Here is a 22,663-nt window from a genome sequence, read left to right as displayed (position 1 = left end):
GTCGCACAGTGCGAGGCGAGTTAGGAAAGAGAAAGGCGGTACAGCTGCTTACCCAAGCGCTGTACCGCCTTTTTTATGTGCAGCCTGTTTTATGGACTTGCCAGCTGCCCTGACTCCAAGCGCCGCCGATTCATGAATACCAAGGAAATTGCAACTACCGTAAGGATAATGCCAAGCACTTGAAATCCCCTGGCGTTGAACGTACCTCCCATTACGATGCTTATCAGTAAGGATGAGAGAATGGTCCCCAAATATCTTGATGTATTAAATAACCCGGAAGCTACACCAATGATTTCTTTTGGAGAGCTTTGGAACAAAGCGGCTTGCATGCCGACATTATTCAATCCATTGCTAACACCGAATGCGGCTAAAGCGAAACACACACTAATAACTGGTGAAGAAGCATTCAAGGTCACGATCCAAATGGATCCCAGTGCCATCAGTATTCCAGATACTAGCAAGGCGGGGCGAGGACCTGATTTATCGATCCATCGTCCTGCTATTGGAGAAACGACGAGCGAGCATAAACCCAAGCTTAGCATGAGGATGCCCGTATGGAATTCATTGATTTGGCGCACCATTTGCAAGTAGGATGGAAGCCCGAAAAAGACAGAGTAAAAAAGCAGGTTAACGAGCATAAATTGGACATTGACCCAAGTCATCGCAGGATATTTGGCGAATGCGCGTAAAGGAATAAAAGGTGATGCTGCCTTTAGCTCGTGTCGTACGAAAGCGACCAGCAGCGTAAGTCCTGCAAGCAAGGCAATGACATTCCAAGCGGAGACGTGCCCTACTGATTTTGCTGATAGCAAGCCAACGAGCAGCGCAACTAGACCTGCTGTGAAGAGCACAATTCCCGGCGCATCCATCAAAGCAAACCATTTACGGAAGGACATGTTCTGTGTAACGGTTGTTGGCGGCTGGTCATTTGGAATCGTCCTCCAAGCTAATAGAAAGCTTGCTACTACGAACGGAATATTGACGAAGAAAATCGCATGCCAATCCCACCAGTGAATCAGGACTCCGCCAATAAAGGGGCCGATTGCCGCTGCTCCTGAAAGGAATATAGACATAACGGACAGCGCAGTCGCTTGTTTCTCCGTAATATGAATCCGTACAATGGCCATGCCAACCGCAACCATCATGCTTGTTCCGATTGCTTGTACAATGCGAAACACAATGAGCAGCCCAAAGCTTTGCGATAATGGAGCTAATAAAGAAGCAATGAAGGCTACAACAAGCCCCGTAAGAAATATCTTCTTGCGACCGAATAAATCGCTGGCTTTTCCCATGACAGGCTGAGCGACAGCACTCGCAATGTAGAACACAAATATAATCCATGAAACATCTGTAAATGCAAGGCGGTACACATCTTGCAGCCTTGCGATAGCAACAGCAATCATTGAAGAATTTAATGGGTTCAAAAGCACACCCAGTCCAACGGAGATCAACAACCATCTGTTGCGAACATTCATTTTTGGTCACCCCCAACATGTATTATTGCCATCGTACTTGAAATTTCTTATTCATTCCAATGCATTTTATGTTATGATTTCATTCACTTTAAGGAATGAGTGAATGAATGGAGGGCGGAAATGGAACTTCTTCAATTGCAATATTTTATTACGGTAGCTCGATTGGAACATATGACCGAAGCAGCCCAAAGCTTGCACGTTACTCAATCGTCATTAAGCAAAACGATTCAACGCTTGGAGGAAAATCTGGGGGTCCCTTTGTTCGATCGAGTCGGAAGGAAGCTGCGGCTCAATGAATACGGAAACAGGTTTCTTCAGCGTGCAGAAAGGGCTTTATTTGAATTGGAGCAAGGGAGGCAGGAGCTTAGCGATTTATCCAGCCCGGAGCATGGCGCCTTGAAATTAGCGGTGACGGCCGCAAGTACGCTGCCCCATATCCTGCGCGAGTTCCGAAAAAAGCGGCCCAATCTTCAATTCCATGTGCAAATGCTGACTACGCAGGAAATGGTTATGCTTCTGCATAGAGGAGAGGTCGATTTTTGCTTGTCGTCCCCTCCTATAGATGGAGGTGACATTGAATGTGAAATCGTGTTCATGGACCCGATCCTCGTAGCGGTTCCATTGGGGCATCGGCTGGCAGACCGAAGCAGCATATCCTTAATAGAGCTAAGGAATGAATCGTTCGTCGGTGTGAAAAAAGGTTATGGAACTAGAGATTTAGTGGACTCGGTATGCGAATCGGTTGGATTTGCCCCATCGTATGTGTATGAGGGCAATGAACCTGCAAGGCTAAGCGCACTCGTGGAAGCCGAGATTGGCATCGCCTTCATACCCAGCACGGCAAGGAATTCACGGGAGGCTATCAAATATCTTCAAGTAGAAAATCACGAATTGGTACGGGAGATCGCTTTATTGCGGCACAGGACTCGGTACCTTTCCCGGGCTGCATTGGAATTCCGCGAGGTTGTTATCGAGTACTTTCGGGGGCTGTCTGCACAGACGATTTGATCAGATGAATAATCACGAATTCGCCGTTTTTAGAGGGGGAAAACAAAATAAAAGCAGGCCTATTTATATTATAATAGTCTTATGGCCCAGTATGAACTGGGACTAATAGTCCAGAATGAAGGTGATACAAGGCGAAATTGTTGAGACAGCCAAATTTTTCTGTGATATAATACTAAATACCTACAAATTGGAGCTGAAAATGACGATGAATAGGAATATAAGCCTCTATGAAGCGCTTGGAGGAGATAGGTCTTTAAGACTTATTGTGGAAGCATTTTATCCGAAGGTGCAGGCTCACCCCCTTCTCGGTCCATTGTTTCCGGAAGATATTAATCCGGTTATGGAGAAGCAGCATATGTTTCTCACCCAGTTTTTTGGAGGGCCGACGCTGTTTTCCGATGCTTTCGGGCATCCGATGATGCGTGCACGGCATATGCCATTCGAGATTACGCCTGAGCGTGCCGAAGCTTGGCTGGATTGCATGAATAGAGCACTTCAGGAAGTAGGCATTGAAGACGAGCTGAGACAATTTGTAATTGAAAGACTATCAGGACCTGCCCATCATTTTGTAAACACACCAGAATAGGAGATGTGGTCTGTATGGAACCGCTATACGAAACGAAAGTACAATGCATTTGCTGTGAGACAAGCTTTATGACCTCGCGCGTGCGTCCTAGTTTTAAGAAAGCGGTGAAGTCAGACACAGACTTCTGCGGTTATTATAAAGCGGATATAAATCCCGATTATTATGTCGTTCGCGTATGTCCAACCTGCGGCTACGCGTCGACAGAGAATGGCACAGAACGGCTTAGCGATAAACAGAAGATGAGCTATTATGAAAATGTCGGCTCGCGCTGGGTGACTCGTGAGTTTAGCGGCGAGCGCACGCTGCAGCAGGCTATGGCGACGTACAAGCTGGCGCTGTTGTCGGCTCAATCGGTGGGCGAATCCCCGCGTGTGATCGCTGGCATATTGCATCACATTGCATGGTTGTACCGCTATGAGGGCAACCACGCCGAGGAGCAGCGGTTTCTGAGATTTGCGCTGCAAGCATATGTGAAAGTTTTTGAAGGGGAAGGCGCAGAGCTCAATGGCGCCAAGCTGATGTATTTGATTGGCGAGCTGAACAGACGCATTGGCGAACGCGTTGAGGCTGTTCGCTGGTTCTCGCGCATCGTCAATGACAAGCGCATTATGGATGCCGCGATGATAAGGGCGAGCCGCGAGCAATGGCAGCTCATTCGCGAGGAGCAGGAAACGAGCAGAATGCTGGAGCAAGAGCCGCAGGGCGAGCTGACATCTGCATAATACGCTTCAAGCAAGCATGAAGCAGTCTGGAACGAATGAAGAAGCTTCCGCATTTCCGCTGTAAGCAGCGGGTGTGGAAGCTTCTTGTTTTTGCTATGAGGCCAGCGGCTAATTGCCCGAGGGTTCCATTAGTTGAACGGGAGCAGGATTCATCGGACATGTGATAGGGCCTGTCCACGCTAACGAGTTAGCCGCCCAGCTTGCGCAAGCGCTCGGTTGCCAGCAAATAGTCGCCATCTACATCGATGATCGTTACTCGGTTGTGGCAGCAGGGAAAGACCAGCAGCTTTTTTTTGCCTTGCTGGATGAGCGGGATTTCCTTGGGACGAATCGGGATTAGCACATTGCTGGCCTGGCAAAACGGGCAATCATGTACATAGATGTCATTCATCATAATGTCGTAGGGCCAGGTGTTCTCAAACGGAATCATTCAGGCTTGTCTCCTGAAGCTTCATCTTCTGATGGGTTCGCAGCGGCTGTGTTAGCCTCAGCTTCGGCTTTGGCGAGCTCACCGAGCTTTTGCAGCAAAATATGTTTTGGCATATGCATTAAGTGCTCAATCGGGATGCCGAGCTGCTTGGACAGCTTGATTGCGGTATCCGCTGAAATTTGTAAAGGCTGGGACATGGTAGAAATCCTCCAATCTGTATATAATTAAGTTATACACCGCCTCCGAAGAATGCGCAAATGAAAAGCGAATCTTACGGGCGGTTTTTAATGAAATATGAGCATTTATAAGTTTCACACCTATCAATAGGCTTATATTTCACCCTTGAAACGACAGCTTTGCCGCCGAAGGACGGCTTCAGCCGTTTACGCTTGAAATATAGGAAAGTATTTGATTTTCTCATCCTTTCTCTATATTTCTCGGACTGAAACGCGCTGCGCCACCAAAGGACGACGATAGCCGTTTCACCTTGGTTGATTTAGTCGTTAAGGAAGATTGGGCAAGGAGAGGAGATAGACGAATGTCAGTTGGTCATTATTCATTAACATGGAATTTGGACTCGATTTATGCAGGAGGAGCGAGCTCGGAGGCTTTTGCAGCGGAGCTGGCTGCGGTGCAGCAGGAACTATTGGAGCTTGAGGAGCTGCTTGCAGCACCACAGGAGGGAGCCGCATTTTTAAACAAGGCAACGGAGCTTGTACAGTCGATTTTGCTGCGGATGCGCCAGTCGGATTCATTCGTAGCTTGCTTGACCGCGCAAAATATGAAGGACAAGGCGGCAACTGCTCTGAATGATCGCATTAAAACATTGAATGCGGCTTTTCAGGGCGCGCTGACGCGCTACGATAATGTGCTGCGGAGTGTGGACGATGCCAGCTGGGCAGCGTGGATCAGCGAGGGGCCAGCGGCTGAGATTGCATTCAGCTTGACGGAGCGCCGCGAGCAGGCGAAGGAGAAGCTTTCTCCGGAGCTGGAGTCTTTAATCGAAGATATGGCGGTGGACGGCTATCATGGCTGGGGAGATTTGTACAATCTCGTCGTATCGCGAGCGAAATTTATGGATGTCGATGCAGATGGCGAGAAGCGGGAGCTTTCGGCAGGACAGATGTTTAATAAGCTGTCAGCTAGCGACCGCGCGGTGCGGCAGGCGGCTTTTGCCGAGTGGGAACGGGAATGGGGCGAGCAGGCCGATCTGTGCGCAGACGCCTTGAACCGGATTTCCGGCTTCCGCCTGAAATTGTATGGCAAGCGGGGCTGGGACTCAGCGCTCAAGGAACCGCTGCAAATGAACCGGATGAGCGAGAAGACGATCGGGGCTATGTGGTCGGCGATCAACGAGGGCAAGCCGGAGCTGGTTAAATATATGCAGCGCAAAGCGAAGCTGCTTGGTGTCGAGCAAATGGATTGGCACGACATGTATGCGTCCATCGGTACGGCGGAGAAGGTTGTCAGCTATGACGAGGGCGCGGCGCAAATTTTAGAGCAGTTTGCGAAGTTCAGCCCGGAGCTGGCCGCTTTTTCAGAAAAAGCATTTGTAGACCAATGGATCGAGGTCGAGGATCGTCCAGGCAAACGTCCTGGAGGCTTCTGTACTTCTTTGCCGAAAAGCAAAGAGACAAGAATTTTTATGACGTATTCGGGTACGGCATCGAATGTGTCGACACTCGCGCATGAGCTTGGACATGCTTACCATCAGCATGTCATGAATGATTTGCCAGCCTATTCGCAGGAATATGCGATGAATGTAGCAGAAACAGCCTCAACGTTCGCAGAGCTGATCGTATCGGATTCGGCGCTCAAGGCTGCTGCGGACAAAGATGAGAAAATCGCTCTGCTGGAAGAAAAATTGAGCAGCGCGGTGTCCTTTTTCATGGATATCCATGCGCGGTTTTTATTCGAGACGCGTTTCTATGAGCGTCGTGCCGAAGGCATGCTGACCGTAGAGGAGCTCAACAAGCTGATGGAGGAAGCGCAGCGTGAAGCGTTCTGCGGCGCATTCGGACAGGTGCATCCGCTGTTCTGGGCCTCGAAGCTGCATTTCTACTTCACAGATGTGCCTTTCTACAACTTCCCGTATACGTTCGGCTACTTGTTCAGCGCGGGCATTTACGCACGGGCAGTGAAGGAAGGAGCAGCTTTTGCTGACCGCTACGTGGCGCTGCTGCAAGATACCGGCCGTATGACGGTTGAGGATTTGGCACAAAAGCATTTGGGCGTCAACTTGGAGGAGCCGGATTTCTGGCGTGAAGCGGTCGCTTTGACGACTGCCGATGTAAAGCTGTTCTTGGAGATGACAGAGGAATAACATAGATCGCTTATTATTGAAGAAAAAGAAGCCAGCAGAGCCGGGAAAAGCTTCCCGAGGCCTGCTGGCTTCTTAGGTTTAAATTTTAAATTTAGGTTTCCGCGCCAATGGGCGTCATATAGGGGGCGTTTTTCTCTAAAAGAGGATTTATGAGCATTATATCATTCTCTTTCATCCGCTATCAGAAACACTAATAGTATAATGACGTCTTATATATTGTGCATCATATTTATATGTGTTATATTAATTGCGGATAATGACCATTCAATATGATGACTATCTTATAGATAGATATGGTCGAGAGGGGGAGAGAACGGTTATACAGCTATCATCCAGGCAGTTAGAGCTTATTGAGCTGGTAAAGAAGCATGCGCCTGTTACCGGAGAGCAACTTGCAGATTATATAGGCGTGAGCCGTCCTACTCTGCGCTCGGATTTTTCGCTGCTCGTGATGCTGGGGCTTCTTGATGCCAAGCCGAAAGTCGGTTATTTCCTAGGCAATGCCTACCGCGGCGTGGACCATTCGGAAACGAGGCAGCGCTTTGATCATATGAAGGTTGCCGAAATACAAGGCGTACCAGTGAACATACCAGATACGCTTTCCGTTCATGATGCTGTAATTACTCTGTTTACCGAAAATGCGGATACGCTGCTGATTGTTAATGAAGAGAAAAAATTTGTCGGCATCGTAACGCCCAAGGATTTGCTGAAAATAACGCTAGGCAATGCGGGAGCTGCATCCATTCCTGTAAGCATGGTTATGACGCGTTTTCCCAATATCGTGACGCTTTCCAGCGATGATTCGGTGGCGGATGCGATTCGCAAAATGATTTTACATCAAGTGGACTGTTTGCCGGTTATTACGTCGGTGGACGAGTCCGGTCAAGGTCCCGAGGTTACTGGTTGGGTGTCCAAATCCAATATTATTCGTCTGATGTCGGACATCGCAGCAGCAGAGGAACTGGGGGAACAAGGTTTATGACAGAAGAAATCATATACGTGTGCTCCGATGCGGTGGGCGAGACAGCAGAGGCAGTGGCGAAAGCAACGCTGCGGCAGTTTTCTTCGGAGCATGTCAAAATTAAACGTTATGGACATATGAAGACGGAGGACGAGGTTATTCAGGTGGTTGCTGAAGCAGCCCGCACCGGCGGCTTTATCAGCTATACCCTCGTACAGCCGGAGCTGCGCGAGCTGATGAAGGAAGAAGCTCTACGCTGGGGTGTACGTGCAGTCGATGTGATGGGACCGATGATGCAAGCCTACGTGGATACCTTTGGCAGCTTTCCAAAGCGCAAGCCAGGCTTGCTCCATTCAATGGATGATGAATATTATCGCCGAATGGAAGCGATTGAGTTTGCGGTTAAATACGATGATGGCAAAGATGCAAGAGGGTTTATGCAGGCCCAAGTGGTGCTGATCGGGGCATCGCGGACGTCGAAGACGCCGCTTAGCGTATTCTTGTCCCATAAAGGCATTAAGGCAGCGAATTTGCCGCTGATGCCCGAGGTGAAGCCGCCTGCTGAGTTGTATCCGCTGCCAGGCCGCCTTATTGTCGGCTTGACGATGCAGCCAGAGCAGCTGCTGCACATTCGCTCCGAGCGTCTGAAGACGCTGGGCTTGCCGGGTTCGGCCCAATACGCTTCCATGGAACGCATCATGGAGGAGCTTAATCATGCGTCACGCGTCATGGAGGAGCTTGGCTGTCCTGTCATCGATGTAACGAGCCGGGCTATTGAGGAAACAGCTGGCATTATTATAGAAATGATGAACGGCTAGCAGCGCAGCTTTTTTTTACCAAACTTCCAGGGTTGCTGTGCGAAAAGGTATAGATGACGAAAAGTTGGCAATACGAAGGAGAGGGAGATAACAGATGCTGGAACGCGAATTATCTTTGGAGCTTATACGAGTAACGGAGCTTGCCGCACTTGCGGCTTCTCCATGGATGGGACGCGGGGACAAGCATAGTGCAGACGGCGCGGCAACGGAAGCGATGCGCAGCATGTTCGACACCGTATCGATCCGTGGAACCGTTGTAATTGGCGAAGGCGAAATGGATGAGGCGCCGATGCTGTATATCGGAGAGCAGGTCGGCAGCATGAACGGTCCTGAGGTTGACGTGGCAGTAGACCCGCTGGAGGGGACTGAAATCGTTGCCAAAGGATTGAATAATGCGATGGCTGTCCTTGCTGTAGCGCCGAAGGGCCAATTGCTGCATGCTCCTGACATGTATATGGAGAAGCTCGCAGTGGGTCCTGCACTTGCCGGGAAGCTGTCGCTGCGCGATCCGATAGTGACAACGCTTGAAAAAGCGGCCCTCGCCCTTGATAAGCCAGTATCTGACCTCACCGTCATGATTCTCGACAGAGAGCGTCATGCAGATACCATTCTAGAGCTGCGCAAAGCAGGCGTGCGAATCAAATTTCTGTCAGATGGAGACGTAGCGGGTGCAATGGCACCGTCCTTCCCTGAAGCGGGTATTGATTTGTATGTAGGCTCTGGTGGCGCGCCTGAAGGTGTACTGGCAGCTGCCGCACTTAAATGTCTGGGCGGAGAAATTCAAGGCCGTCTCATGCCGGAAAATGAAGAGCAGTATGAGCGCTGCATTTCTATGGGGCTATCTGATCCTCGCAAAATTTTGTATATCAACGATATGGTCGGCACGGATGATGTGATTTTCGCTGCTACTGGCGTAACGCCAGGCGAGTTTATGGGCGGTGTTCGTTATTTGCCCGATCAGCGGGCGGAGACACATTCCATCGTCATGCGGGCCAAAACACGTACAATCCGTTACGTGAAGTCGCTTCATTACTTACCGAACAAACCGCTTCTGCGATAGGGTGCTTTTATGAAAATGGATTCTTTTACTAAAAATGATAAGTTTGCCTTCGATGTTCGCAGAAGCATTTTGCTTAGTGCTTATATGGAGCAGTGGGGCATGCCCGAATATCGGGTAATCATGTCCAAGACGGAGAGCGGCGTCTATATTGAAATGTATCTTTTTCCCGATCGGGGAGGGGTTTCAAGATTTGTGACGATTGGCTTGTCCAATACGGTTTACAAGTCCGGGCAGCCCGCAGCCTGTGAATGGATGATGGCTCTTCCATCGGATTTGGGCGGAGAGAAGGCAGAACGGATTTTTAATTATTTTGCCGATTTAATCGCTCATCATATCGAAATCGCCACCGACTTGTCCGTACCTCTTGTCATGGGCTCAAGTGCTTTAGCGCCAGACAACTGGCATGCGAAAGCTTTGTTGCTCGATGAGCTGCGCGGCGAAAGCGATAGCTTGGAGGAACTGCAGGTCGGCAGCGAAGTTTTTCCACTCTTATGGGCAGTTCCGATTACTGAAAAAGAAGCGGCCATTATTTTGGAAAAAGACATTGAGGATTTCGACGCAATCTTTGAAAAGTCAGATTATTCTATAATTGATCCTTGCCGTCCGTAATCTAGCATTAGTTCAGACTGGAAATGAAATGGATAATAACAGTTTAGAATAGAAGAGAGGAAGTTAGCGTATGAGTCGTACTTTTGTAATGGTGAAACCAGATGGGGTTAAACGCGGTCTAATTGGCCATATCGTAGCAAGGTTTGAGGAAAAAGGGTTTGAGCTTGTACAAGCCAAGCTGATGAATGTAGATGTTGCCCTTGCCAAGCAGCATTATGTGGAGCATGTCGAAAAGCCATTTTTCGGTGAATTGGTAGATTTCATTACTTCCGGCAAAGTGTTTGCAATGATTTTGGAAGGACCGGATGCGGTGCAAAATGCAAGAAACATCATTGGCAAAACCAATCCGAAGGAAGCCCAGCCCGGAACGATTCGCGGCGATTATGCGTTAACCGTTGAAAGCAACATCATACATGGCTCAGACTCAGATGAAAGCGCTGCTCGTGAAATCAAATTATTTTTTCAACAATAGAGATGACGGATATCGGCATTGAGAGGTTTCTCGCCGACTATCGAAGCTCGCAAGCGAAATAAGCTGCTCGCTGTCATTGTATTAGCACAAGCCGCCGGTCATGGCTCATGGCCTGGCGGCTTTTCTTTTGCTGCTAGGCCGCTCCCTAATGTATGATAGAACTAGATGGACTAAGGTACGCTTGCAAGCTGAGCGAATAGAGAAAAGGGGATACAAGGAGGCTATTGGAGATGGAGATCAGAGCGCTGGAAGCCAAACATTTTGAGGAAAGATTGAAGCTGTCCGAATATGCTTTTCAATTTCAACTTACAGCTAGTCAGCGGGAGCAGAATGAGCAAAAATTTCGCCCGGAGCAGGAGCTTGGCGCATTTGATGAGCAGGGGCAGCTTCTCTCGGCGCTTACTTTGCTGCCGCTCGAAATTTGGGTGCAAGGCAAGCCGTTTGCAATGGGCGGGCTCGCTGGGGTTGCGACATGGCCGGAGGCAAGAAGGCTTGGCTGTGTAAGCGAGTTATTAAAACGCTCGCTTGAGTTAATGAAGGGCGCAGGGCAGACGGTAAGCATGCTTCATCCGTTTGCGTTTGCCTTCTATCGGAAATTCGGCTGGGAGATGACGGTGGAGCGCAAGATGTATACGATTGCAGCTGGCCAGCTGCCTCTGCGTAAAGTGACAAGCGGCCGAATGCAGCGGCTGGCGGAAGTAGATAGTGCGCTGCTGGATCAGGTGTACGCCGATTTTGTATCGCGGTATACGGGGACGCTTGTTAGAACCTCGGAGTGGTGGGCTCAGCGGGTACTCAGCAAGCCCGGTCACACAGCTGTATATTATAATGCGGCCGATGAGGTGGCAGGGTATGTAAGCTATCACATTGAAAACCGTAAAATGACGATTCACGAGCTAGCTGTGCCAACAGAGGAGGCTCGCACTGCAATTTGGACCTTCATTAGCAATCATGACTCCATGCTGGATGAAGTTACTGTGACGGTGCCAAATGATGATCCACTGCCATTCCTGCTGCCAGACCCGAGAATCAAGCAGGAGCTGCAGTCTTATTTTATGACGCGGATTGTAGATGCGGAAGCTTTCGTGAGCCAGTATCCTTTCGCTGCTGGTGATCAGGAAGAGGCATTAGAGCTTGTGATTACAGATGCGCACGCCGAGTGGAACAACGGCCGATTCCGGCTAATATTCAATGCAGATGGGGCGGCATCTTTGACGAGAATAGAAGTAGAACAGTCGGATAAAAAGCAAGCGCCTGCTGCTCCTCAGCTTGCCATGGATATCCAGGCCCTGTCAGCGCTGCTGCTTGGTGGCCGTAAAGCCTCCTGGCTTGCAGAAGCGGGACGGATAACGGGAGATGCGAAAGCTGCTGCAGTGCTTGAAAGCCGGATACCACAGCATAAGACGTTTTTGATGGACTTTTTTTAAGCGGAGTGTCACAGCATTTGCAATAGTTAGGGCAGCAAGCAGGGTATGGGACGTTATTCGTTTCCATGCCCTGTTTTATGATATGGATAATTATTAGCCTTCATTAATAAATAGGAGTCGTGGCGATCGGATCAGATGTTACGAGCCTAATACTATATTTTCACCGAACAATAGATTTGGCTCGCACTGCTTCAACACGGAGCGTCCCATTTGCCTGCTTTGGGCGGAGTCATTAGCCTCAGGACTTTCTATCTAGTTTTGTATACAAATTGTATCGAATTTTGTCTATAAATCTACCTCGCCACATTTTAGGCTGTTCCTCGCCTTTCCTCTAAGAATAAACATGCATTTTCCACATATAAGTTAGTTTGTAGTATAAAAAAGTCCATTTTTCCTAGATAATACGGAGTTTTTCGGTGAAAACGCTCTCTTTATTCGGATTGCGCTTTCAGTTACGTTCTGACGCATTTTTATGAAAATATGTGAAAAAGCTATTGACATGATACGTATTGTATCGTAAAGTTAGGGTTGTAAAAATACATAATGTATCAATCATCAGACACAAACATTTCGAGGGTGAAATATAGGCGGGAGAATAAGGTTGAAATTTATCCTTTTCTATATTTAAAAAAAGAATAACAGAATGAAAGGGTGGATGAGTGACATCATTATGTCAGCTGCTGAGAAGGCTCGACTCTAAGAGACAAGTTTCAGCTTTTTCGAAATAGACAAAGAAATTCGGATAGCCTGTGGAGGGATAAAAGTGGAGTTGAAACAATATATGAAAATCGTCCGAAAAAAAATAGGGCTGGTTGCGGTCATTGTTCTTATCGCCTGTTTAGCAGCAGCGGTAAAAAGCTTCTTTTTTACGACCCCTATCTATCAAGCTCATGCCAGGCTGCTCGTCAATCAAACCGCCCTGCCTGACGGCCAGTTTTCCCCAAGTGTAGGAACGCTGCAAACGAATATTATGATGATCAACTCGTACAAGGTCATTATAAAATCAGAGACGATACTTAGTCAGGTAACGCAGCGCTATCCCGAGCTGAACATTGCACCGGCGCAGCTGGCTGGGCGTATATCCGTCTCCTCCGCTGAAAATTCGCAGGTTATGGATTTGCTGATTCGAGATCAATCGTATGTACGGGCCGCGCAAATGGTCAATGCGGTATCCACTGTGTTCAAGGAACAAATTCCCCTCATTATGAAGGTCGACAACGTTACAGTTCTGGATAAGGCGAATGAATCTGCCGCTGCGTATCCCATTAACAACAATCCCATTTTCGTCATTCTGGTTAGCTTTGTTGCAGCGCTTATGCTGGCGATTGGACTTGTGTTTCTGATTGAGTATTTGGATGACACGTTTAAGATGGAGTCCGAGGTTGAAGCAGTGCTGGGCATTCCGGTCATTGCCTCTGTACCGAAGATGACGAAGGAAGATGTCCGTCCTTCCCGCAAGCGTGTATTGAATAACCAAGGGGTAGGTGAAGGGCAGCATGCGACGATTAACCAGTGAGACGAATTTAGTAGCGTTAACGAATCCCAATTCTCCCATTTCGGAAGTTTACCGAACGCTTCGCACCAACATCCAATATGCCGAAATCGATACGCCCAAGCAAATTCTAATGATCGCCTCCTCACAGCCGGATGAAGGAAAGACGACGACGATCACCAATCTGGCAGTCACGATTGCCCAAGAGGAACGCAAGGTGCTGCTGGTTGATGCCGATATGCGCAAGCCGTCCTTGCATCAAGTGTTTGACAAGCCGAATCGCATCGGTCTCAGCAGCGCCATATCCAATCAGTTTTCGTGGCAGGAGGCGGTCATGGATACGATGGTCGAGCATTTATCGGTCATTACCTCCGGCCCGATTCCTCCGAATCCCTCCGAGATGCTGGGCTCTAATAAGATGAAGTCGCTCGTGCAGGAGTGGAAAGAGCATTACGACGTTATTTTATTCGATACCCCGCCCGTGCTCGCTGTAACCGATGCCCTTATCGTAAGCGCGTTTTGCGATGGCGTTGTGCTGGTTGTGCTGGCGGGCAAGGTGAAGAAGGAAATGGTCAAAAAGATGAAGGCGAATCTGGACCGCGTCCAGGCGCAAATCGTTGGAGTCGTCATGAATAAAATCAATCCGAAGGACAGTGAAGATATTCAGCTGCAATATTATGAAACAGCTAAATCCTAAGCGGCCTGCCATAGCCTGATTTTCAGAAAGAAGCAACGAATTGCGGAGCCAATCGGCTCAGGTCATGCCTATAACACCTTTATCAGGGTAGGCACTCGGTCACGCTGTGGGTTAAGCGACCTTAGACATGATTGTCGAGGGTGTGATGTGAGGAAGGGTTAAATGCCCTGTTAAAAATAATAGTTATTGCCTTTTGCTTAAGGTAAGAGGCAATAACTAGCATTTTTAACTTCTAAGAATGGCAGCCATAGATAAAGAATAAATAGGGATAGGGTGATGGATGATGAAGAAGGTCAAAAAAGCAATCATACCTGCTGCAGGGCTCGGAACGCGTTTCCTGCCAGCGACGAAAGCAATGCCGAAGGAAATGCTGCCTATCGTGGATAAGCCGACGATCCAGTATATCGTGGAAGAAGCGGTGGCATCAGGAATTGAAGATATTATTATCGTAACGGGCAAGGGCAAGCGGGCGATTGAAGACCATTTTGACCATGCGTTTGAGCTGGAGAACAACTTGTTCAGCAAAGGCAAGTTCGACCTATTGGATGAAGTCAGGCGCTCCTCCAATGTTGACATTCATTATATCCGGCAAAAGGAAGCGAAAGGTCTTGGCCACGCCGTATGGTGCGCACGTAATTTTATCGGCAATGAGCCTTTTGCAGTGCTGCTCGGAGATGACATCGTTCAGGCAGAAGTGCCTTGCGTGAAGCAGCTGATTGAGCAATATGAAAAAACGCAAAAATCAGTGATTGGCGTCCAGACGGTGGCCGATGATCAGACGGATCGTTACGGCATCGTAGACATTTTAGAAAAATTTGACCGTCTCTATGAGGTGAACCATTTCGTGGAAAAGCCGGCGAGAGGCCAGGCGCCATCGAACTTGGCGATTATGGGGCGATACATATTAACCCCTGAAATATTTGGCTTTCTGGAAAAGCAGGAGGAGGGCGTCAGCGGCGAGATCCAGCTCACCGACGCGATTCAGAAGCTGAATGAGCATCAGGGCGTATTTGCTTATGATTTCGAAGGCATTCGGTACGATGTCGGTGAAAAGCTCGGCTTTATTAAGACGACACTCGATTTCGCCTTGCAAAATCAAGAGCTTCGCGGCCAGCTTCTAACGGCTCTTGAGGACATTTTGGTCAGAGAGCAGCTGATTAAAGCAAACTAGCGCAGCGCACTTGCTGTTTGTCCAAATATAGAGAAAGTATATGATTTCGTCATACTTTCTCTATATTTCTCGACAAAGCTCTTCGCACGTCCCAGAAGGACGACGAAGTCGTTTTTGCTTGGAGTACTGAAATCGTTATTCTACTATTTAATTGAGGTGATTGCGAATGCCCCCATCCCCGCAGCGCAATGATGCCAGGGCCGTATTGGAAGGCGGTTTTAATGCAAGCTATGAAAAAAGAAAGTCGCTACGCCTCTATTTAATGGCAAAGCGGGCAGTGGATATTATTGGGGCAGCTACAGGCATTATGATTTTATCGCCGATTCTTATTCTCGTGGCTGTTCTCATCAAGCTGGAGGACCCGCGCGGCAAAATCTTTTTCTACCAGACGAGGGTTGGACGTAATGAGCGGACATTTAAAATGTACAAATTTCGCTCTATGGTTTCCAATGCCGAAGAGATGCTGGAGGATTTGCTTAGCCAAAATGAAGTAGAAGGCGCGATGTTCAAAATGAAGGAAGATCCGCGCATTACGAAGATTGGCCGTTTTATCCGAAAAACGAGCATTGATGAGCTGCCGCAGTTTTGGAACGTGCTGCGCGGCGATATGTCGCTCGTTGGCCCTCGTCCACCGGTGCCGCGGGAAGTCGAAAGCTACAGCAGCTATGACAAGCTGCGTCTGCGCGTAACGCCTGGCTGTACCGGTTTATGGCAGGTGAGCGGCCGCAATGAGCTGAGTTTTCATGAAATGGTGGAGCTCGACCTCCAATATATTGAGCAAAGAAGTATTATTTTCGATATAAAAATTATTTTGCTGACTGTTAAGGTGATGTTCGGCTCAAAGGATGCGTATTAGGGGCGGGGCTAATAAACCTTTATTTTAAAAGATTGATATAAAAGAAGCTTCGCTGCATGAAAAGCCTGGCTTCCGATCGCCATTGATCCCCAATTTCTTCATCTAAACCGCATCTGCGGTGGAAATTGTGGATCAAAAACGAACGCTACGCTTCTCCAGTCCAGGCTTTTCATTCCGCTTCGTCTTTTCCATCATACTTTTATAAAATATAAGGCTTTAAAAAGCACCACCCGCTAAAAGGGAGAGGAATAAAGGGATGGAACTAGGAGCTAAAATTTATGTGGCGGGACACCGCGGGCTTGTAGGCTCGGCTATCGTCAGAGCCCTTCACGAGCAAGGCTATCAAAATCTTGTCTACCGCACTAGCGCGGAGCTGGATTTGCGCAAAAAGGATGAGGTGCTCGCTTTTTTCCAGCAAGAAGCTTTCGATTATGTGTTTCTCGCTGCGGCTAAAGTGGGCGGCATCGTGGCAAACAACGATTACCCAGCCGACTTTATTCGCGATAATTTGCTCATTCAAACGAATGTTATAGATGCCGCTTATCAAACGCGTGTTGGCAAGCTGCTGTTTCTTGGATCAACCTGCATTTATCCTAAATTTGCTCCGCAGCCTCTGAAAGAGGAATATTTGCTGACAGGCGAGCTGGAGCCAACGAATGCGCCTTATGCGATTGCCAAAATCGCCGGCATCCAAATGTGCCAATCGTATAACCGGCAATACGGTACAACCTACATTTCAGCTATGCCAACGAACCTCTATGGGCCGAATGACAACTTCGACCTAAAAACTTCTCATGTATTGCCCGCCCTTATTCGTAAATTTCATGAAGCTAAGCAAGCTGGCCAGCCATCTGTGGAAGTATGGGGCTCCGGCAATCCGAAGCGCGAGTTTCTTCACTCCGATGATTTGGCGGATGCCTGCATCTACTTAATGCGCCATTATGAAGGCAATGACATCGTCAATATTGGCGTAGGTGAAGACATTTCAATTAAAGAGCTGGCAGAGCTGATCGGCTCTATCGTGGGATATGAAGGGGAAATTACATTCAATACAACCGTTGCTGACGGAACGCCGCGCAAGCTGGTCGATGTGTCGAAGCTGAACAGGCTCGGCTGGAAATCCAGCATTACGCTGGAAGAAGGTCTGAAGGCGGTATATGCCGCGTATCAGAAGGAAGCTCTAGTAAACCACTAATGCAGATAAAAGTGTCATGAAAAAAAGCGCAGCGGAATGAAAGGATGGAGCTGGAGAAGCGTCAGCGTTCGTTTTTACCCTTGAAATTCCCCCTTTAGGGATCATTCGAAGAAATTCAAGGGTAATGGCGATCGTAAGCCCATTCTTTCATGCAGCGCAGCTTCTTTTTCAGCATGCTTTTAAAACGGCATTCATACAATAATCCCTTTGGAGGAATGAAGATGAAGAGAGCGCTAGTAACCGGTGTAACCGGGCAGGACGGATCGTATTTGGCAGAATTTTTGCTGGAAAAAGGCTATAAGGTGTACGGCATGAGAAGAAGAACGAGCACGCCAAACTATGAAAATGTCGCTCACATAAAAAATCAGATCGAATGGATTTCCGGTGATTTGACGGATCTTGCTTCTTTGATCGAAGCAGTACGCATTTCCGATCCCGATGAGGTATACAATTTGGCGGCGCAATCGTTCGTGGCTGCTTCCTGGCCACAGCCGCTTGCTACCGCGCAGTTGACGGCGCTTGCGGTAACCAACATGCTGGAAGCTGTACGCATCGTTAAGCCGGAGGCGCGTTTCTATCAAGCGTCCAGCAGTGAAATGTACGGCAAGGTGCAAGAGACGCCGCAAAAGGAGACGACTCCTTTTTACCCGCGCAGTCCGTATGGCGTAGCCAAAGTATACGGCCACTGGATTACGGTCAACTACCGCGAAAGCTTCAATATGTTCGCCTGCTCGGGCATTTTGTTCAACCATGAATCGCCGCGGCGCGGCCTTGAGTTCGTAACGCGCAAAGTAACGGATGCGGTAGCCCGTATTAAGCTTGGTGTGCAAAATGAGCTGCGCATGGGCAATTTGGATGCACTGCGCGATTGGGGCTTCGCAGGCGATTATATTAAAGCGATGTGGCTGATGCTCCAGCAGGATGAAGCCGATGATTTTGTCATTTCGACGGGTGAAATGCACACCGTTCGCGAGCTGCTGGAGGTTGCGTTCTCCTATGTAGGGCTTGATTACAGCAAATATGTCGTCATTGATCCTGAATTTGTGCGTCCGGCAGAAGTAGATTTGCTGCTGGGTGATTGCACGAAAGCGAAGGAAAAGCTTGGCTGGGAGCTGGAGGTTGGTTTTCAGCAGCTGATTCATATGATGGTCGATGAGGACTTGAAGCGTGTTAGAGCGGAAACAGCCTACAACAACAGCTTAATTGGTGCTGCTGGGGCAGGCGTTTAATCATAATCATAAGCAGAACAGGGCGGCAGAGCAACTCGGCCGCTCTTTATTATTGAAGAAAGCTGGAGTGAGCGATGATTAAAATTAAACCGGTAATCGAGCATGAAGGCATTTGCCGGCATTGCGGCGTTGTTCTTGCCAATGAACGAGTGCTGTGGCAGGGCATTCATGTATGCGTGGAAGCGTGCTGCCCAGCCTGCGGCGGCGAATACGTGGAGGATTTGAAGGTCGGCCATGCGACAACTTATCCGTATTTGATCGACCGGGCGTCGTATACGCTTAGTGGACATAAGGCATCCAAGGGCTGGCTCGGTAAGCCGCTGCTTCATAGCCTTCAGCATCCAGCTGTAGATGAGCAGGTCGGGCTTGAGGTAGAAATAAGAGAGGCCCACCGCGATGTCGTTATCATTAACTGCATCGACTTTCTTTACGGTCATTCGCTGCTCAAGCTGCTGAACGCTGAACGTGAGCGCATCGAAAATCCGGATATGGGCATCATCGTCCTCGTCCAGTCGTTTATGAAATGGATGGTGCCGGATTATGCGGCTGAGGTATGGACGGTCAATGTGCCGCTCTCCAAGGCGCAGCATTTTTATCCACAGCTGGATGAGCAAATTACGGCGCAATGCGAGCGGTTTGAGCAGGTTTTCGTCAGCAAAGCCTATTCGCATCCGAGCCGGTTCAATATTGAGCATTTTACGAAAATGCGCCCCTTCCAGATGGAGGAGCCCCAGCCTGGGCCGACGCGAATTACTTTTATTTGGCGTGAGGATCGGGTATGGCTAGATAATCCTTATGTCATTAAAGCGGCGAAGCGCTATAAGCTGCTGCGCATGCTGCTTAAGCCGATTATTTGGTCGCAGCGCAACAAGATCGTCAAGCTTTTTAGCAAAATTAGAAAGCAGGAGAAGGACGTCAAGTTCAGCGTAGTCGGCCTCGGCCGCTCCTTCGCTTTCCCGGATTGGATTGATGATTGCCGTGTAAGCAAATTCAATCTGGAAGCGGAGCTGAAGGCTTGCGAGATTTATGCTTCCAGCGCGGTCATTGTCGGGGTGCATGGCTCGAATATGCTGCTGCCCTCGGCGCTTGGCGGCATGGTTGTTAATTTAATGCCGGCGGACAAATGGGGCAATTTCGCCCAGGATATTTTGTTCACGGAAGAGAATAATCGCATTTCGGCGTATATGTATCGTTTTCTGCCATTGGAGACGAAAATTAAGGTGCTGGGCAAAATCATTTCCAGCCAAATTTCCGGCTTTACACATTATCACGATCAAATGAAAGAAGACATTATGATGAGTAGGAATGGGTAGGCTTATGGGCAAAATAAAGCAAATCTTGCAAGCGAAGGACCACCCGTTCTGGGTCATTATCCAGCAGTTTGTGACCAAGGTGCTGACGGGCGTCAAGTTTCTCATTATCGCCCGCATGCTCGGTCCGGCTGAGATGGGCTTGGTCAGCATTGCGCTCGTGAGCCTTTCGATTATTGAGCTGCTCACGCAGCTTGGCGTCATGGAAGGGATCATTCAGAGGAAAGAAGACTTGAACCATCAGCAGAAAAATGCGCTTTGGACGATGATGCTGGCGAGAGGCGTAGGCATCAGCCTCGTACTGCTCATAACCGCGCCTTATATTGCGCAGCTGTTCGGCGAGGGGCGGGCGACGTCCTTGCTGCTGCTGGCAGCGGGCGTTCCGCTCGCAACCAATGCGGTCAGCATTAAATGGTATGAGCGAATGCGCCATAAGGATTTTCGCTCGACGGGCATATTGCAGCTGATTACGATTATGCTTGATTTAAGCTTATCCGTCATGCTCGTCGTTGTGCTGAATTCGCCAATTGGCGTCATTGCCGGCCAGCTTATCGCCCAGCTGTTCCGCTGCATGGCTTCCTTCGTCTGGTTCAAGGATAAGCCGAAGCTGAGCCGCGATATGGGCAGCATCGCCGATATTCGCCAATATGGCAAATGGATTTGGGCGAACAGCATTTCGACACTTGTGCTTTATCAATTGGATAAGGTCATTGCCTCCCGCTTTCTGGGAACGACGGTGCTTGGACTATATCAGACGTCGCAGAAGCTCAGCCAAATGAGCATCAGCGATGCGTCTTATGCGCTCGGGCAATATTTTTTCCCGGTGCTTTCCAAGCTTAATCGGGAGGATCACAGCCAGCTGAAGGTGCAGTTTATGCAAATGCTGCTGCTCATCCTTTCTTTTTCGGCTGTAACCTCTGCGTATTTTTATTTGAATGTGGAGTGGCTCGTCGAGCTGCTGCTTGGTAGGGAGTGGCTGGGTATCGCTCCGCTGCTGGGGCTTATGCTTGTAACGGCCAGCCTTGCAGGCGTCATGAACGTCGCTGTTGTTCTGCTTCGCGCAGTAGGCAAGCCGAGAATTGTTACCTTAACCTCCTATGTACAGCTGGCCATTTATGTGCCGTTGGCGATTGTTGGCGTCGTTTATTTTCAAGTGTATGGACTAATTGCTGCGAGTTTGATTGGTACGCTGGTCACGACGCTGGTGCTGCTGGTGTATTCCTTTATGACGCTGAAAGCGGCGCCGCGCAAGCAAGATTTCAAAAAAACAATTTTTCCCATTGCTGTGCTGCTTGTATTCTATGCCCTGCATGTATGGGCGGGGGGGATGGGCCTATTAATTGCTTCAACGCTCATTTATGTTGCGCTTGTTATTACGATCGCCAAGAGTCTCAAAGGCGCTGAGGCGGAGAAAAAACAGCTTGCTTTAGGCGCTTAAGCTTCTACTTTTACTTCTTCTTCGGGTATCCATATTAACTCCAACAATAGAGGTGCGCTTATGCAAAACAGCCTGATTAAAAGCGCCGGCAGCTTCAATATCGCCATCTTCCTGATTGCTCTTCTGCCCGTCACCAACATTATTAAAGGCGGATCGGGGACAGTCTCACCCGTTATGGATATTACGCTGCTGAGCTACATTGCGCTGTATATCATTTGTTTTTTCAAGGTCGTGTTCCATCATACACCTATCCATTTTGTTAAAAGCGACTTTATTACGCTGTTCTGGAGCGCGGTAGTCCTCATAAGCGTGCTGTATTCGGAATACACCGTGTTTGCAATTGGCAAAATGTCGCGATTTATTTTGTTTAGTGTCGGGCTGATGCTCATTTCACGAATTGTGCTGCAGACGAAGGAAGATATCGACAAGCTGCTAGCGTATATTTTGTACAGCTGGTTTGGAGTTGAGTTGTATATCATCATTGACTTTGTGCTGTCGGGTGCGCCTCTCGGACGTTATGCCTTCTTTAATGTGCATCCGCTGCCGATGGCGATGACGGGTGTTGTTGTGCTGCTGCTTGCTTTTATTCAGCTCTTGCAGCAAAAAATAAACAGCCTGCTGGCGATTATTATTATTTCCTCGAGCTTAATGTGCATCATTATTAGTGCTTCACGTGGGCCGCTTGTGGCGCTGCTGCTTACGCTAGTTATGCTGCTGCCGCTAATCCTGCGCAAACTAAAGCTCAAGCTGCTCGTTACGCTGGGTTTTTCGGTTGTGCTGCTGTCGCAGCTGCCGTTTGTTAAAAACCAATTTGATTATTTCTACGATCGCCTGATGAATTCAGCCGGAGATGATGACCAGTCGGGGATGAGGCGTTATTTTATCCAGGACCTGTATATGGACTCTTTTTACAATAATCCGCTGCTTGGGGCGGGCATAAACGGCGTTACGCCTGTCGTGTCCTCTCACAATATGTTTATTGATGTGCTTGGTGAAAATGGCGGTGTACTGTTCCTCATTTTGGTCGTGATGGTTGCGCTGTTTATTATTGATTTTATTAAGACGATTTGGGTAGCGGCCGATTATACGAAAATTATTTTGGTCTCGCTATTGATGCTGAATTTATGGAGCTTGCAGTTCAGCTGGAGCTATACGGAAAATAAATATTTTTTCGTTATTTTGGCGGCGTATTTTACGTATGGCCGGATTATGAAGTCTACAAAAAAAAGTGCAAGCTCTGGTGCAGCTCAAGACCCCCAGTCAGCTCTAGCGTTGCCAGTAAGTCCGAATAGTAGTTTGAACAAGAACCTAGGCTTGAACAAAAATTTGGGCTTAAATCTGCGTGCTATAAATCCAGCTGTACTTCAGAAAAAGGGAGATTGAT

Annotated in this window: 22 protein-coding genes; 19 read left to right on the top strand and 3 right to left on the bottom strand. The window is 48.6% G+C overall.

The features are described 5' to 3' along the window. Positions 1 to 89: 89 nt before the first annotated feature. Positions 90 to 1,475: an MFS transporter gene (locus ABEW34_RS22870; protein ID WP_430161696.1), complete on the bottom strand. Its 1,386-nt coding sequence runs from the start codon at positions 1,473 to 1,475 to the stop codon at positions 90 to 92. Between the two features lie 120 nt (positions 1,476 to 1,595). Here ABEW34_RS22870 and ABEW34_RS22865 point away from each other — a divergent pair, with 120 nt between their 5' ends. The 3 genes from ABEW34_RS22865 (at position 1,596) to ABEW34_RS22855 (ending at position 3,791) form a co-directional block, all read left to right on the top strand. Next, complete coding sequence (locus tag ABEW34_RS22865; RefSeq protein ID WP_430161694.1) at positions 1,596 to 2,483, top strand: LysR family transcriptional regulator; 888 nt, start codon at positions 1,596 to 1,598, stop codon at positions 2,481 to 2,483. A 205-nt stretch (positions 2,484 to 2,688) separates the two neighbouring features. Then, entirely contained in the window at positions 2,689 to 3,069 is a 381-nt protein-coding gene (locus ABEW34_RS22860) for a globin (RefSeq protein WP_430161692.1), read from the top strand. A gap of 14 nt (positions 3,070 to 3,083) precedes the next feature. Next, complete coding sequence (locus ABEW34_RS22855; RefSeq protein WP_430161690.1) at positions 3,084 to 3,791, top strand: DUF2225 domain-containing protein; 708 nt, start codon at positions 3,084 to 3,086, stop codon at positions 3,789 to 3,791. A gap of 187 nt (positions 3,792 to 3,978) precedes the next feature. Here ABEW34_RS22855 and ABEW34_RS22850 read toward each other — a convergent pair whose 3' ends face one another. Continuing rightward, positions 3,979 to 4,221: a hypothetical protein gene (locus ABEW34_RS22850; RefSeq protein ID WP_099519088.1), complete on the bottom strand. Its 243-nt coding sequence runs from the start codon at positions 4,219 to 4,221 to the stop codon at positions 3,979 to 3,981. After that, positions 4,218 to 4,418 carry a YycC family protein gene (locus tag ABEW34_RS22845; RefSeq protein WP_430161688.1) on the bottom strand — a complete coding sequence of 67 codons (201 nt, stop codon included), beginning with the start codon at positions 4,416 to 4,418 and terminating at the stop codon, positions 4,218 to 4,220. Before ABEW34_RS22845 ends, ABEW34_RS22850 begins: the two co-directional genes overlap by 4 nt. Positions 4,419 to 4,759: 341 nt before the next feature. On the opposite strand from ABEW34_RS22845, the gene ABEW34_RS22840 reads away from it, so the two are divergent. The 16 genes from ABEW34_RS22840 to ABEW34_RS22765 all read left to right on the top strand — a co-directional run bounded on the left by ABEW34_RS22840 (position 4,760) and on the right by ABEW34_RS22765 (position 22,662). After that, positions 4,760 to 6,544, top strand: coding sequence for a M3 family oligoendopeptidase (locus tag ABEW34_RS22840; protein WP_430161686.1), 1,785 nt, complete (start codon positions 4,760 to 4,762; stop codon positions 6,542 to 6,544). A 256-nt stretch (positions 6,545 to 6,800) separates the two neighbouring features. Beyond that, entirely contained in the window at positions 6,801 to 7,526 is a 726-nt protein-coding gene (locus ABEW34_RS22835) for a helix-turn-helix transcriptional regulator (protein WP_430161684.1), read from the top strand. Then, positions 7,523 to 8,323, top strand: coding sequence for a pyruvate, water dikinase regulatory protein (locus ABEW34_RS22830; RefSeq protein ID WP_430161682.1), 801 nt, complete (start codon positions 7,523 to 7,525; stop codon positions 8,321 to 8,323). The genes ABEW34_RS22835 and ABEW34_RS22830 overlap by 4 nt, the downstream gene beginning before the upstream one ends. A 97-nt stretch (positions 8,324 to 8,420) precedes the next feature. After that, positions 8,421 to 9,383 carry a class II fructose-bisphosphatase gene (gene glpX, locus ABEW34_RS22825; protein ID WP_056041492.1) on the top strand — a complete coding sequence of 321 codons (963 nt, stop codon included), beginning with the start codon at positions 8,421 to 8,423 and terminating at the stop codon, positions 9,381 to 9,383. Positions 9,384 to 9,398: 15 nt separating this feature from the next. Beyond that, positions 9,399 to 9,992 (top strand): suppressor of fused domain protein, encoded by a 594-nt coding sequence (locus ABEW34_RS22820; RefSeq protein ID WP_430161680.1) that lies wholly within the window; start codon positions 9,399 to 9,401, stop codon positions 9,990 to 9,992. 70 nt (positions 9,993 to 10,062) lie between these two features. Continuing rightward, complete coding sequence (gene ndk, locus ABEW34_RS22815; protein WP_430161678.1) at positions 10,063 to 10,464, top strand: nucleoside-diphosphate kinase; 402 nt, start codon at positions 10,063 to 10,065, stop codon at positions 10,462 to 10,464. Between the two features lie 230 nt (positions 10,465 to 10,694). Next, complete coding sequence (locus tag ABEW34_RS22810) at positions 10,695 to 11,891, top strand: GNAT family N-acetyltransferase (RefSeq protein ID WP_430161676.1); 1,197 nt, start codon at positions 10,695 to 10,697, stop codon at positions 11,889 to 11,891. Between the two features lie 763 nt (positions 11,892 to 12,654). Continuing rightward, a complete protein-coding gene (locus ABEW34_RS22805) occupies positions 12,655 to 13,407 on the top strand; it encodes a YveK family protein (RefSeq protein WP_430161674.1) in 753 nt (250 codons plus the stop codon). Next, positions 13,388 to 14,080 (top strand): CpsD/CapB family tyrosine-protein kinase, encoded by a 693-nt coding sequence (locus ABEW34_RS22800; RefSeq protein WP_338552660.1) that lies wholly within the window; start codon positions 13,388 to 13,390, stop codon positions 14,078 to 14,080. The genes ABEW34_RS22805 and ABEW34_RS22800 overlap by 20 nt, the downstream gene beginning before the upstream one ends. Positions 14,081 to 14,363: 283 nt before the next feature. Further along, complete coding sequence (gene galU, locus ABEW34_RS22795) at positions 14,364 to 15,251, top strand: UTP--glucose-1-phosphate uridylyltransferase GalU (protein WP_430161672.1); 888 nt, start codon at positions 14,364 to 14,366, stop codon at positions 15,249 to 15,251. Between the two features lie 166 nt (positions 15,252 to 15,417). Continuing rightward, positions 15,418 to 16,107 (top strand): sugar transferase, encoded by a 690-nt coding sequence (locus tag ABEW34_RS22790; protein ID WP_430161670.1) that lies wholly within the window; start codon positions 15,418 to 15,420, stop codon positions 16,105 to 16,107. A 256-nt stretch (positions 16,108 to 16,363) separates the two neighbouring features. Beyond that, on the top strand, positions 16,364 to 17,302 hold the full coding sequence (locus ABEW34_RS22785) for a GDP-L-fucose synthase family protein (RefSeq protein ID WP_430161668.1): 939 nt from the start codon (positions 16,364 to 16,366) through the stop codon (positions 17,300 to 17,302). Positions 17,303 to 17,523: 221 nt separating this feature from the next. After that, positions 17,524 to 18,531 carry a GDP-mannose 4,6-dehydratase gene (gene gmd / locus ABEW34_RS22780; RefSeq protein ID WP_430161666.1) on the top strand — a complete coding sequence of 336 codons (1,008 nt, stop codon included), beginning with the start codon at positions 17,524 to 17,526 and terminating at the stop codon, positions 18,529 to 18,531. Between the two features lie 74 nt (positions 18,532 to 18,605). Further along, positions 18,606 to 19,844 (top strand): hypothetical protein, encoded by a 1,239-nt coding sequence (locus tag ABEW34_RS22775; RefSeq protein WP_430161664.1) that lies wholly within the window; start codon positions 18,606 to 18,608, stop codon positions 19,842 to 19,844. Between the two features lie 4 nt (positions 19,845 to 19,848). Further along, on the top strand, positions 19,849 to 21,279 hold the full coding sequence (locus ABEW34_RS22770; RefSeq protein WP_430161662.1) for an oligosaccharide flippase family protein: 1,431 nt from the start codon (positions 19,849 to 19,851) through the stop codon (positions 21,277 to 21,279). Positions 21,280 to 21,339: 60 nt separating this feature from the next. Then, positions 21,340 to 22,662, top strand: coding sequence for an O-antigen ligase family protein (locus ABEW34_RS22765; RefSeq protein WP_430161660.1), 1,323 nt, complete (start codon positions 21,340 to 21,342; stop codon positions 22,660 to 22,662). Position 22,663 lies beyond the last annotated feature (1 nt).

It is taken from the genome of Paenibacillus algorifonticola (assembly GCF_050481745.1).
GTDB classification, from domain to species: domain Bacteria; phylum Bacillota; class Bacilli; order Paenibacillales; family Paenibacillaceae; genus Pristimantibacillus; species Pristimantibacillus algorifonticola_A.
The sequence above is the reverse complement of the archived record's forward strand: the minus strand, read 5'-3'. Positions and strand labels throughout refer to the sequence as shown.

Coding starts and splice junctions, on each gene's coding strand:
- ABEW34_RS22870 (WP_430161696.1), bottom strand. CDS start 1,475: ATGAATGTTCGCAACAGATGGTTGTTGATCTCCGTTGGACTGGGTGTG.
- ABEW34_RS22865 (WP_430161694.1), top strand. CDS start 1,596: ATGGAACTTCTTCAATTGCAATATTTTATTACGGTAGCTCGATTGGAA.
- ABEW34_RS22860 (WP_430161692.1), top strand. CDS start 2,689: ATGAATAGGAATATAAGCCTCTATGAAGCGCTTGGAGGAGATAGGTCT.
- ABEW34_RS22855 (WP_430161690.1), top strand. CDS start 3,084: ATGGAACCGCTATACGAAACGAAAGTACAATGCATTTGCTGTGAGACA.
- ABEW34_RS22850 (WP_099519088.1), bottom strand. CDS start 4,221: ATGATTCCGTTTGAGAACACCTGGCCCTACGACATTATGATGAATGAC.
- ABEW34_RS22845 (WP_430161688.1), bottom strand. CDS start 4,418: ATGTCCCAGCCTTTACAAATTTCAGCGGATACCGCAATCAAGCTGTCC.
- ABEW34_RS22840 (WP_430161686.1), top strand. CDS start 4,760: ATGTCAGTTGGTCATTATTCATTAACATGGAATTTGGACTCGATTTAT.
- ABEW34_RS22835 (WP_430161684.1), top strand. CDS start 6,801: ATGACCATTCAATATGATGACTATCTTATAGATAGATATGGTCGAGAG.
- ABEW34_RS22830 (WP_430161682.1), top strand. CDS start 7,523: ATGACAGAAGAAATCATATACGTGTGCTCCGATGCGGTGGGCGAGACA.
- ABEW34_RS22820 (WP_430161680.1), top strand. CDS start 9,399: ATGGATTCTTTTACTAAAAATGATAAGTTTGCCTTCGATGTTCGCAGA.
- ndk (WP_430161678.1), top strand. CDS start 10,063: ATGAGTCGTACTTTTGTAATGGTGAAACCAGATGGGGTTAAACGCGGT.
- ABEW34_RS22810 (WP_430161676.1), top strand. CDS start 10,695: ATGGAGATCAGAGCGCTGGAAGCCAAACATTTTGAGGAAAGATTGAAG.
- ABEW34_RS22800 (WP_338552660.1), top strand. CDS start 13,388: ATGCGACGATTAACCAGTGAGACGAATTTAGTAGCGTTAACGAATCCC.
- galU (WP_430161672.1), top strand. CDS start 14,364: ATGAAGAAGGTCAAAAAAGCAATCATACCTGCTGCAGGGCTCGGAACG.
- ABEW34_RS22790 (WP_430161670.1), top strand. CDS start 15,418: ATGCCCCCATCCCCGCAGCGCAATGATGCCAGGGCCGTATTGGAAGGC.
- ABEW34_RS22785 (WP_430161668.1), top strand. CDS start 16,364: ATGGAACTAGGAGCTAAAATTTATGTGGCGGGACACCGCGGGCTTGTA.
- gmd (WP_430161666.1), top strand. CDS start 17,524: ATGAAGAGAGCGCTAGTAACCGGTGTAACCGGGCAGGACGGATCGTAT.
- ABEW34_RS22775 (WP_430161664.1), top strand. CDS start 18,606: ATGATTAAAATTAAACCGGTAATCGAGCATGAAGGCATTTGCCGGCAT.
- ABEW34_RS22770 (WP_430161662.1), top strand. CDS start 19,849: ATGGGCAAAATAAAGCAAATCTTGCAAGCGAAGGACCACCCGTTCTGG.
- ABEW34_RS22765 (WP_430161660.1), top strand. CDS start 21,340: ATGCAAAACAGCCTGATTAAAAGCGCCGGCAGCTTCAATATCGCCATC.